This is a genomic window from Acetivibrio sp. (genome assembly GCF_035371925.1).
GTDB lineage: Bacteria > Bacillota > Clostridia > Acetivibrionales > Acetivibrionaceae > Hungateiclostridium.
In genome coordinates this window covers 22,237-33,128 of record NZ_DAORXT010000025.1, presented here as the reverse complement: position 1 = coordinate 33,128, position 10,892 = coordinate 22,237, and the positions used below count along the sequence as shown (strand labels likewise).

The window sequence follows — 10,892 nt, the reverse complement described above, 5'->3', positions numbered from 1 at the left end:
AACAGCAAATGGTACAATCTGGATGGTTGATTTTAATTTATACATATGTTAATATGATTATAAGGTATTTTATGTGAAAGGATGTAGGAAACTATGGGTGTTGAAAGTAAAAATAAGCATATTTTTAAGCGGCACCTGTATGTCGATTTCCTTGAGCATAGTACCAAAATCAATACTATGTCTATGACCCTGTGACTTTGTCACCGGGTTTTTTATTTTATCATGAAGCTTATTTGATCAAGCTTTATAGGAATGGAGGGAAAAAAATGCTGTCAGACAACATCGTAGAATTCGACGAAAATAGTATTTTCCGAAGTTTAGGCAAAGGCGACGTTACTTTCAAAGATGCTTTTGAAGAAATTATAAAGTTTATCAAGGCAGATACCAATAGCTCATATAGAATTTCCATAGGGACTGACTCTCATGTGGGAAACGGTACTCTTTTTGTTACATGCATTCATGTTCACAGGGTTGGAAAAGGGGCTATCGGTTTTCTTCACAAAAGTCTGATGGCAAGACCTATAAAGAATCTTAGGGAAAAAATCTATATGGAAACATGCATAAGCCTTCAATTGGCGTATTTATTTGACGAGGAAAAGATTGAGCAAATATACAAGGCTCTGGGAAATGCCGCTCAATCTCCAACCAAAGGAGTGACTTTTGAGTTCCATATCGATATCGGGACAAAAGGAGAGACAAAAGCACTGATAAACGAAATGGTGGGCATGGTAAGCGGTCTTAACTTCATACCAAAAATAAAGCCGGACAGCTATTGTGCCAGTTGCTTTGCCGACAGATACACCAAAGCTATATAGCCCAACTTGAGAATATATTTTTTTTGAGGAAATTGGATAAGATTTTATTTGGATAAGAATACTGGAAGTCTCACCGGCATAAAAATATCCTATAAAGAATTTATAGTGAGGTGTCCAGTTAAATGCGAAGACTTTTATGTGTTATTACCTTATGCATCATGATATTATCCTTTTGCGCAGGTTGTTCAAATACTAACAAATTTGGGGCGGGAGACAACGAAGATGCATATGTTGCGAGTAGTATTGTACTAAATGAGGCTGATGCACAGCAGATTGCCGACAAATCTCCGATACGCCTCTATTTTGCAAATGAGGATAATTCCAAACTAAAGCTGGAGATAAGATATATACCGGTTAGCGAAGCTACCAAAAGTGTAAATCACCTTGCGGAGATAATTGTCAACGAATTGATCAAGGGTCCGAAAGTTGCCGGAATGAAGCCAACAATACCAGAAGGCACCAAACTTCGCTCGGAAATAAAGATTGAAGGGGATGTTGCCGTTGTTGATTTTACAAAGGAGTTTAGGGATAATCATCCGGGAGGAAAAGCAGAAGAGAGAATGACAATTTACTCCATTGTAAACTCATTGACGGAGCTTAAGGAAATAAGCAAAGTGAAATTTTTAATAGAAGGAAAGTCATCTCCCGAATATAAAGGAAATTTCAAATTTAATACTGAGTTTCCGAGAAGTGCACAGCTAATAAGCAACAAGGCAGAACCGGCAGGAACCGTAAACGACAACAAGGATGCAAAAGACAGAAAAGATGATTCGTCTTCCGGCAGCAAGGATGCAGCTAGCACCGGCAGTGAAGCGGAAAACGAGGGCGTCGAGACAGGTGCTCAAACATCGGAAGAGGAAGAAGTGTTTGTTGATGATTCGGTGGATAATGAGGCGCAGGAAACCTATGGGGAAATTCCGGATGATGAAAAATGGCAGGAAACTTACGATGAGACTTCCGATGGCGAAGCCCAGGAGACTTTTAGCGACGAATATGAAGATGTGTATATAGAATACCTTGAATAATCAAGGTTTATATAAACTTTATGCGGAAGATGCTGCGTTAATGGTTGCAGCATCCTCCGCATTTATGAATATTGGGACATTCGCCGCCTTCGGATTTTCTGGATTGTATAATATTTACGCTTTTAAACACAGCCTCAAGTTCGTTGCTGCCGCATTTGGGACATTTAATCAGTTTCTCGGCCCGTTCGCTCATCTTTGCCATTACATTGAACTCGTGAGTGCATTTTGAGCATTTCAAATCGTAAAAAGGCATTTTAATCTCCTCCGTTTGTTGTTTTCATTGATATATCACCACAAATATATTATACTATAAATTTCGATTAACAAAGTATAGCATTTCTTTTGACGTTTTGTTATAATAGTGAAGTCAAAGAAACAAAAGGTAACGCTTTAATTTAAAGGGTTTTGACAATTATTTTAGTTTTAAGTAGGGGGAAGGGAAAGATGAATGTTAGCGGATTGCTAAGAAGATTTTTTGCGTGGCTTCTTGACTCATTTATACTTGCCGGATTATATTTCGGACTTATAATGCTTTTAGAACTATTGGGCGTAGTAGAGCCTATAGACGCAATTCTTGAAAAATCGATTAATATATCACAAGGAATAGTAACGACAAATACTGATCTTTTTAATGGATATTACTACTTCTGGTTTTTGATACTGTTCCTGATATATGAAATTGGGTTTGTAGCTTCTTCTTTATCTGCCACTCCCGGCAAAATAATCCTTGGCATTGAAGTTGTCAGTGACAGCAAGAGCAGTATTGCCAAGGTGATTTTAAGAGCGCTTCTTAAGCTACCGGTGGTGATAATACCTCTAGTTTCAATTATTTATTTTATTATAGCGTTGGCCAATGGAAAGAGACAGTCATTACATGACAAGGTTGCCAAGACATATGTGGTTTACAAGAAGACAAGCAATAATTACTCAAATAGAATAAACACTGTAGAGTTGTTTGAAGAAATGAAAAGAAGAGGACTTCGAACTTACAGTGAGCAGCAGGCCTTAGCTGAAGAGCTGTATGGCAAAGGCGGAAAGAAATCCAAGAAATCCGGCTCATTCGGATGGGTAAGTGTGGTGTTGCTGATTGCTGCATTTGTTTTTACCGGAGTTTTTTACGGAAAAGTATTTTCGAAAATGCAATCAATGGCTCAAATGAAGTACATACAAGATATAAGGCTAAGGCAGCAAATTAAATAGACAAGTGTTTGACAAGGCAAAACAATTTATATATTAACACAGAGAAGGCAGGATATTTTTAAGGAGGTGGTAGCTATGGAGCCTGGGCCTTTACCATGTTGTTTTAATAAAAAATATAATATGTTTGGAGCCATAGCTGCCGATCTGGTGGTGTGGCTCTATTAAAGGAGGGCTGCACAATGAAGGAGATGATTCTCAACCTTATTGAGCAAGGCAAGTATGCCGAAGTAAGAAATAAGATTGCAGATATGAATGTAGTTGATATTGCTCAGCTTTTTGAGGAAATGGACAAGCAGAAGCTATTGGTGATATTCAGGATACTTCCAAAAGATATTGCAGCAGGGGTTTTTTCATATATATCCTATGAATTGCAAAAATATATTATTGAATCCATTACCGATATCGAAATCAGAAATATTATAGATGAATTGTTCTTTGACGACGCAATTGACTTTTTGGAAGAAATGCCGTCAAATATTGTAAAAAAGGTTCTGGAGAATACTGATGAAACAACCAGAAAACTTATAAATCAGTTCTTGAACTATCCTGAAAACTCGGCTGGAAGCATAATGACCATAGAGTATGTTGACTTAAAAAAGGAGATGACAGTAAAACAGGCTTTGCAGCATATCAAGGAAACAGGGATAGACAAAGAGACAATTGATACCTGCTACATTTTGGATGATTCTAGAAAGCTTGAAGGTGTAACATCAATTAGAAAACTAATATTAAGTGACGAGTCGGTAGTAATTAAAGATATTATGGAAACAGACGTAATATATGTGAATACACATGATCACCAGGAAGAGATTGCATTATTGTTTAAAAAATACGATTTTCTTTCTATGCCGGTAGTTGATAATGAACGAAGACTTGTTGGTATAGTAACAATAGATGATATTATAGATGTTATAGAGCAGGAGAACACAGAGGACTTTCAGAAAATGGCTGCTATGGAGCCTTCCGAAAAAGAATACTTAAAGACAAATGCCTTGGCATTGGCAAAGCACAGAATAACCTGGCTTTTGGTATTAATGATTTCTGCAACCTTTACAGGGAATATCATAAAAAAATTTGATGAAGTGCTGCAGACGGTTGTGGTGCTTGCTTCCTTTATTCCAATGCTAATGGACACCGGTGGAAATGCCGGTTCCCAATCATCGGCGCTCGTAATCAGAGGCTTGGCTTTGGGAGAAATAAGGACAAGGGACGCTTTGAAGGTTTTGTGGAAAGAAATCCAAGTAAGCTGTCTTGTAGGAATAGTTCTAACCTCTGTGAATTTTGTAAGAATATATTTTTTTGAAAAGGCTGAATTATTGGTAGCTGTAACTGTATGCGTAACCTTGTTTTTTACAGTTGTGTTGGCTAAAATTATTGGCGGGATTCTTCCTATCATGGCAAAAAAGCTTAAACTTGACCCTGCAATTATGGCAGGTCCGTTAATAACAACTGTAGTTGATGCTGTGGCACTTACCATATATTTTTCAATTGCAACATGGCTGTTGGGCATATGATTTTATAAAATTTAATCATAACACAGGGTCTTCCTTAATTTCATTAAGCAGGAAGACCCTGTACTATTATCACCCCGATTTTATCAAAAAATACTTTTATTACCTCGATATTTGGTATATGGACATGGGATATGAGCTATGGTATAATAAAATTGTGGCGCGTATTATGTATACTCACCTCAAATTGCGCATATTTAAATTTGGCTTAAAAATCATGTTTTTTGGATAGCTTGTATTTTTTAGCTTATTCTTTTGATTTGTTTTTCTCAGGTTTTTAAAGTGTAATTATTGGCAACGCATTAGTCATCTTTGGATTGGCTTTTTGCTTGATAAGCGTTGTCCGCCGGATTTTAAATTGCCCTATTGACACAATAAGGTTGATTATGCTGTTCTATTTTTAGAAGATTTTGATATTGAATAGTATTTTGCCGTAAATCTTGAAGTTGGTGTACTTAAATAGTAAAATGAGAAATATATATTTACTAGTGTTTTGCATCCAAAAAATAAGGGGAGAAAACATATGGGCGATAAAAAGAGAGTTCTGGTTATTTTTGGCGGACAATCATCGGAACACGAAGTTTCGAGAATATCGGCGACATCAATACTGAAGAACATTAATTCGGATAAATTCGATGTTTCAATGATGGGAATTACAAAAGACGGTAAATGGCTTCCTTATAACGGGCCTATTGATAAAATACCTTCCGGAGAGTGGGAGCAAATTGCACTTGAGGATGGGACAAGAAGTATTCCGGATAAAATGAACTTGGCGGACAGCATAATAAGCCGGCAAGATGCCCCGGGTGAGCTGGACAAATCCTTGGCGGGCGACGAAAAAGGCAAAAAGATAGATGTGGTCTTTCCGGTCCTGCACGGCTGCAACGGCGAAGACGGAACCATACAGGGATTTTTTGAACTGGCGGGCATACCCTATGTGGGCTGCGGGGTGTTGGGCTCGGCCCTGGGAATGGATAAGATTTATGCAAAAATAATCTTTGAAAAGGCAGGAATACCTCAAGCAGACTACCTGTATTTTACAAGGAAGGAAATTAATGGAGATATTGACGGTGTGGCCGGCAAAATAGAGGAAAAGTTTCGGTACCCGGTATTTGTAAAGCCTTCCAATGCCGGTTCTTCCGTAGGCGTAACTAAGGCACATGATATAAGTGAGCTTAAAGAAGCATTGATTTATGCGGCGAAATATGATAGAAAAGTACTGATTGAAGAGTTCATCAACGGAAGAGAAGTTGAGTGTGCTGTGTTGGGTAATGACGACCCTATAGCATCAACAGTGGGGGAAGTCATTCCAGGTAATGAATTTTATGACTACAAGGCGAAATACATTGACAACAGTTCAAAAATAAAGATACCTGCGGACCTTCCGGAGGAGACTGTTGAGAAGATAAGAAATTATGCAATAAAAGCCTTTAAGGCTTTGGATTGTGCAGGACTGTCAAGGGTGGACTTCTTTGTGCACAAGGAAACCGGAGAAGTCTATATAAACGAAATAAATACCATGCCGGGATTTACAAGCATAAGCATGTATCCCATGCTTTGGGAAGCATCCGGCATTCCTTATTCGGAGCTTATTGAAAGGCTTATTGATTTGGCTATTGAAAGATACAAGGACAATTCGAGGGAATATAGTGAGTAGATAAAGGACTATGCAGTTTAATCGCATTATAGTTGGGGGAAAATACTATGGACAACAGGCCGATAGGCGTTTTTGATTCGGGGTTGGGCGGTCTTACCGTATTAAAGGAGATAAAAAATTTATTGCCTCGGGAAAGTATAGTATATTTCGGAGACAGCGGAAGAGCCCCCTATGGTTCAAAATCGAAAGAGACTGTAGTAAAATATACGTTTCAGGACATCCGGTTTCTTCTAAATCAGGATATAAAAATGATTGTAATTGCGTGCAACACAGCAAGCGCATGCAGCCTGGATCAGGTAAAACACAATTTTGATATTCCGATAGTGGAGGTTGTCGGACCGGGAGCGGCAACTGCCGTCAGAGAGACTGTGAACAAGAAAATTGGGGTAATCGGTACCGTGGCAACGGTGACAAGCGGAGTTTATGAGAAAGCTATTTTGAGGCTGGATCCTGAGGTTGAAATCCACCAGAAGGCCTGCCCTTTGTTTGTACCACTGGTTGAGGAGGGCTGGTGGGAGAATGATATTGCTTTTAGAATTGCAGAGGAATATCTTTTGCCGCTTAAGGAAAAAAATATTGATACACTTGTTTTGGGATGTACCCACTATCCCCTTTTGTACAACACTATTTCAAAAGTGATGGGGGATGGTGTTAAACTGGTAAGCTCAGCTTTGGAGGTAGCAAAGGTAGTAAAGGAGATGATAAATGAGAGCAATTTGGAGAGAGATGAAAAAATAGAACCTGTGTACAGGTATTATACCAGTGACAGTGTTTATAAGTTTGAATCTCTGGGCAATTCCATTTTGAATCATGAAATACATTCTGCTGAGAAGATTGATATTGAGAGATATTAGATTTGCTAAAAAGAGCCAACCAATTAAGAACGTTTTATGTAATAGAAGCAGGAAAGTATTTAAATCTCCGGTGGGGCAAAGATGTCCCGCCGGCAAAAATGGAGGCGGAAAACCATGAATAAAAATGTTATTATTTCAGTAAAAGGGGTTCAGACTTCGGAAAATAAAGATAAAAATGTATTAGAGCTTGTGACGGAGGGCAAATACTATAAGAAAGGAAATGCCTATTATGTAACGTATAAAGAAAGTGAAGTAACGGGCATGGAGGGCACCACCACCACCCTCAAAATTTCCGACGGCGTTGTAACGTTGATGAGGTTTGGTACGGTCAATGCCCAGTTCATTTTCGAAGAAGGACAAAAACATGTGTCCTATTATGACACACAGTACGGTACATTTACCATGAAGGTTACTGCCCGTATGGTTACAATAAATGTTGACGATTCGGGCGGAGAAGTTAAGGTTGATTATAAGCTTGAAATAGATGATAATAAAAGTGGAGAAAACGATTTTCATATGTTTATTAGAGAGGTAGGACAGTTAGATGACGAATGTAGTGGAGACTATAAAGAAACAAATTGATGAAACGGTTAAAAACTCAATATCAAAGGCGGTTCAAAATGGAGAGCTTCCGGAATTTACAGTGGACGAGCTGTTTATAGAGATTCCAAAAGAGAAGGGGCACGGCGATTTTTCAACCAATATTGCCATGCAGGCGGCAAAAACGGTAAAAAAGCCACCCAGACAGGTGGCGGAAATAATTATAAAGAATATGGACACCAGCAATACATATATTGACCGGGTTGAAACAGCTGGACCGGGGTTTATCAACTTCTTCCTTACAAATGCATGGTTGTATGATGTTTTGAAGGTCATACAGAAGGAGAAGGAAAACTACGGACAGCTTGATATAGGCAGGGGACAGAAGGTTATGGTGGAGTTTGTCAGTGCCAACCCTACCGGTCCTCTTCACATGGGAAATGCCAGAGGAGGAGCATTGGGAGATTGCATTGCCAGTGTCCTTGAGAAAGCCGGATATGACGTAACCAGAGAATTCTATATTAACGATGCGGGAAATCAGATTGAAAAATTCGGTATATCCCTTGAAGCAAGGTATATTCAGCTTTTAAAGGGTGAAGATGCCATAGAGTTTCCGGAAGACGGCTACCATGGCGAAGACATTATTGACCATATGAAGGCGTATATTGAAGAAAATGGGGACAAGCTTCTTGATGTTGACGCTGAAGAAAGGCGCAAAGCCCTTGTGGAATATGCTTTGCCAAAAAATATTGAGCGAATAAAGAAAGCCTTGGAAGACTACGGAGTAAACTACGATGTCTGGTTTTCGGAACAGTCCCTGTATGACAACGGTGAAGTCCAGGAGACATTGGACATTCTTAAAGAAAACGGATATACAGTTGAAAAAGACGGAGCTGTCTGGTTTAAGGCTTCGGCTTTGGGTGCCGAGAAGGATGAGGTAATTGTCAGAAATAACGGTATCCCGACATATTTTGCTGCTGACATAGCCTATCACCGCAACAAATTTTTAAAGCGCAAGTTTGACAGGGTAATAAACCTGTTGGGTGCGGACCACCATGGGCATGCCGCAAGAATGAAATGTGCCCTGAAATCCTTTGGGATTGATCCAGACAAGCTTGATATTGTGATATTCCAGTTGGTACGCCTTTACAGAAACGGTGAGATTGCCAGAATGTCCAAGAGGACGGGAAGAGCAATATCCTTGACCGACCTTTTGGAAGAGGTAGGAAGGGATGCTGCAAGATTCTTCTTTAATACAAAAGCATCGGGAAGCCACCTGGATTTCGATTTGGATCTGGCAGTTAAAAAATCAAACGAAAATCCGGTCTATTATGTCCAGTATGCATACGCAAGAAGCTGCAGCATGCTAAGGCTTTTGGAAGGTGAGGGCTTTAAGATTCCGGATGTTGATTCGGTTGACCTGACACTCTTAAAAGCACCTGAAGAGATTGAGCTGATGAAAAAGCTTTCCGAATATCCCGAGGAGATAAGAATTTCGGCCCAGACTTTAGAACCGAGCAGGCTTACGAGATATGTTCTTGATGTTGCAGGAAATTTCCACAGCTTTTACAATGCCTGCAGGGTAAAAGGCGAAAACGAAGATTTGATGTATGCAAGAATGGTACTTGTGGACAGCACAAGAATTGTTATAAAAAATGTATTGGATGTACTAAGTATAACAGCTCCGGAGAAAATGTAGAGCATAAAAGGCTTTATACGGACGGACAAGTCTGCAAAGCCCGGCTGGCCGTAAAAGATATGTTGGTTTGGCCGGGCTTTTTCTTTTGCAATAATTTTTTATATGTTTTATTATAATTTATTATATTTGTTCCGGACAAATGTAGTATGATATAATTTAATTATAATCGTGCGTTGTAATGGAGAAATTTTTATATGGTCGATTCTAAAAATAAAAAGTATATAATTAAAGTTTTAACGCTATATCTGATAGCATTCTTTTCCTTTTGGGCTGTATATACCATACTCATAGAGCCCCTTTTCGAAAAGGGCCCGCCTCTTTTAAACATTATAGGTGGCAATCTCATAAAGCTATGTGCCTGGACTGTGCCGGCACTAATTTTGCTGAAATACATTTTCAAGGAAAAACCTTTGGATTATATAAAGCTCAGTAAAAATAATTTGCGTGGTCTTGCATACGGCTCTTTGTATGGTGTTGTAATTATAATATATGTGTGTGTCAGCAGGTTTTTGGCCAGTGGCGAACTTAAGTTCAATCCCTTCTTCAGTTTGGATTCATGGATAGGCGGGGTATTACTCATCGGATTTACCGAAGAAATCGTATTTCGCGGATTTTTGCTGCAGAAGTTTGAAGAGGCATTAGGCAGCAAATATGCCAATATAATAACAGCAGTGACATTTTTCTTGATTCATTTCCCGAAATGGTATATGAACGGTAATTTGTTTGTGGCGGAATTTATGATAAATTCCATGCTGTTTATACCCCTTTTTAGTATTCTTATGGCGGTATTGTTGAAGAAAACAGACTCTTTATGGCCTTGCATAATTATCCATTCTGCCAATAATTTTGCAATGTTTGCATTAGGCGCGTAAATTTTGGTATAATATCAGAATAAAAACATTGAAATGTTTTATATTACGCTAAAACATTTACATGCCGCAAGGAGGAGCAATTATGAAAATTAAATGGCTGGGCCACGCATGTTTCCTGTTGACGTCCGAAAACGGGACGAGAGTGGTTACCGACCCGTATGACAATACTGTGGGATACAGGATGGAGAAAATTGAAGCTGAAATAGTATCCACAAGCCACGACCACTTTGACCATAATTATGTCGATATGATTGACGGCAATGCAAAGCATGTTAAAGGAGAAGGAAAAATAAATATAGACGGGATTGAAATAACCGGTGTGGCTTCTTTCCATGATGAGTGCAAAGGAGCAAAACGGGGAAAAAATGATATTTTCAAATTCAGAATAGATGGAATTGACGTTTGTCATTTGGGAGACTTGGGACATATTTTAAATGACAAGCAGCTTCGGGAAATTGGAAATGTGGATGTGCTGATGATACCGGTGGGTGGAGTTTATACGATTGATTACAAAGGTGCTATTGAGGTAATGAACCTTATTCATCCGTCAATAACCATTCCCATGCACTATAAGACACCGGCCCTTACCTTTGAGGTTGACGGTGTGGAAAAGTTCCTTTCCGCAACAGGAGGACAGCATATCGGAAAACAGGAGATAAAGCTTACTAAAGATGAAATTGGAAATTGGCCCAAGGTTATTGCTTTGGATTATCAATAAT

General features: G+C 39.0%; 11 protein-coding genes. 10 read left to right on the top strand and 1 reads right to left on the bottom strand.

What is annotated here, in order from left to right; all coding sequences use genetic code 11:
• Positions 1-266 precede the first annotated feature (266 nt).
• Entirely contained in the window at positions 267-815 is a 549-nt protein-coding gene (locus PLH43_RS05345; protein WP_324360859.1) for a ribonuclease H-like YkuK family protein, read from the top strand.
• 122 nt (positions 816-937) lie between these two features.
• Positions 938-1,840, top strand: a complete 903-nt coding sequence (locus tag PLH43_RS05340) for a GerMN domain-containing protein (RefSeq protein WP_324360857.1) — start codon at positions 938-940, stop codon at positions 1,838-1,840.
• A 37-nt stretch (positions 1,841-1,877) separates the two neighbouring features.
• On the opposite strand, the gene PLH43_RS05335 is transcribed toward PLH43_RS05340, so the two are convergent.
• A complete protein-coding gene (locus PLH43_RS05335; RefSeq protein WP_324360855.1) occupies positions 1,878-2,093 on the bottom strand; it encodes a zinc ribbon domain-containing protein in 216 nt (71 codons plus the stop codon).
• A gap of 191 nt (positions 2,094-2,284) precedes the next feature.
• Between PLH43_RS05335 and PLH43_RS05330 the strand changes: the two genes are divergently transcribed.
• From PLH43_RS05330 to PLH43_RS05295, 8 genes are all read left to right on the top strand, one after another.
• A complete protein-coding gene (locus tag PLH43_RS05330) occupies positions 2,285-3,040 on the top strand; it encodes an RDD family protein (RefSeq protein ID WP_324360853.1) in 756 nt (251 codons plus the stop codon).
• Between the two features lie 179 nt (positions 3,041-3,219).
• Positions 3,220-4,554 carry a magnesium transporter gene (gene mgtE, locus PLH43_RS05325; protein WP_324360851.1) on the top strand — a complete coding sequence of 445 codons (1,335 nt, stop codon included), beginning with the start codon at positions 3,220-3,222 and terminating at the stop codon, positions 4,552-4,554.
• Positions 4,555-5,074: 520 nt separating this feature from the next.
• Complete coding sequence (locus PLH43_RS05320; RefSeq protein WP_324360849.1) at positions 5,075-6,208, top strand: D-alanine--D-alanine ligase family protein; 1,134 nt, start codon at positions 5,075-5,077, stop codon at positions 6,206-6,208.
• A 47-nt stretch (positions 6,209-6,255) separates the two neighbouring features.
• The gene (murI, locus tag PLH43_RS05315; RefSeq protein ID WP_324360847.1) at positions 6,256-7,062 is read left to right on the top strand and encodes a glutamate racemase; all 807 of its coding nucleotides are present in this window, start codon (positions 6,256-6,258) and stop codon (positions 7,060-7,062) included.
• A gap of 114 nt (positions 7,063-7,176) precedes the next feature.
• On the top strand, positions 7,177-7,644 hold the full coding sequence (locus tag PLH43_RS05310) for a DUF1934 domain-containing protein (protein ID WP_324360845.1): 468 nt from the start codon (positions 7,177-7,179) through the stop codon (positions 7,642-7,644).
• Complete coding sequence (gene argS / locus PLH43_RS05305) at positions 7,607-9,301, top strand: arginine--tRNA ligase (RefSeq protein ID WP_324360843.1); 1,695 nt, start codon at positions 7,607-7,609, stop codon at positions 9,299-9,301. Before PLH43_RS05310 ends, argS begins: the two co-directional genes overlap by 38 nt.
• Positions 9,302-9,495: 194 nt before the next feature.
• Positions 9,496-10,173 (top strand): type II CAAX endopeptidase family protein, encoded by a 678-nt coding sequence (locus tag PLH43_RS05300; RefSeq protein WP_324360841.1) that lies wholly within the window; start codon positions 9,496-9,498, stop codon positions 10,171-10,173.
• A gap of 82 nt (positions 10,174-10,255) precedes the next feature.
• Entirely contained in the window at positions 10,256-10,891 is a 636-nt protein-coding gene (locus PLH43_RS05295) for an MBL fold metallo-hydrolase (RefSeq protein ID WP_324360839.1), read from the top strand.
• The last annotated feature ends 1 nt before the right edge of the window (position 10,892 follow it).

What these genes read in the sequence shown, in the direction of transcription:
- mgtE (WP_324360851.1), top strand. Translation starts at nt 3,220, where the DNA reads ATGAAGGAGATGATTCTCAACCTTATTGAGCAAGGCAAGTATGCCGAA.
- PLH43_RS05335 (WP_324360855.1), bottom strand. Translation starts at nt 2,093, where the DNA reads ATGCCTTTTTACGATTTGAAATGCTCAAAATGCACTCACGAGTTCAAT.
- PLH43_RS05295 (WP_324360839.1), top strand. Translation starts at nt 10,256, where the DNA reads ATGAAAATTAAATGGCTGGGCCACGCATGTTTCCTGTTGACGTCCGAA.
- PLH43_RS05345 (WP_324360859.1), top strand. Translation starts at nt 267, where the DNA reads ATGCTGTCAGACAACATCGTAGAATTCGACGAAAATAGTATTTTCCGA.
- PLH43_RS05330 (WP_324360853.1), top strand. Translation starts at nt 2,285, where the DNA reads ATGAATGTTAGCGGATTGCTAAGAAGATTTTTTGCGTGGCTTCTTGAC.
- PLH43_RS05310 (WP_324360845.1), top strand. Translation starts at nt 7,177, where the DNA reads ATGAATAAAAATGTTATTATTTCAGTAAAAGGGGTTCAGACTTCGGAA.
- murI (WP_324360847.1), top strand. Translation starts at nt 6,256, where the DNA reads ATGGACAACAGGCCGATAGGCGTTTTTGATTCGGGGTTGGGCGGTCTT.
- PLH43_RS05340 (WP_324360857.1), top strand. Translation starts at nt 938, where the DNA reads ATGCGAAGACTTTTATGTGTTATTACCTTATGCATCATGATATTATCC.
- PLH43_RS05320 (WP_324360849.1), top strand. Translation starts at nt 5,075, where the DNA reads ATGGGCGATAAAAAGAGAGTTCTGGTTATTTTTGGCGGACAATCATCG.
- argS (WP_324360843.1), top strand. Translation starts at nt 7,607, where the DNA reads ATGACGAATGTAGTGGAGACTATAAAGAAACAAATTGATGAAACGGTT.
- PLH43_RS05300 (WP_324360841.1), top strand. Translation starts at nt 9,496, where the DNA reads ATGGTCGATTCTAAAAATAAAAAGTATATAATTAAAGTTTTAACGCTA.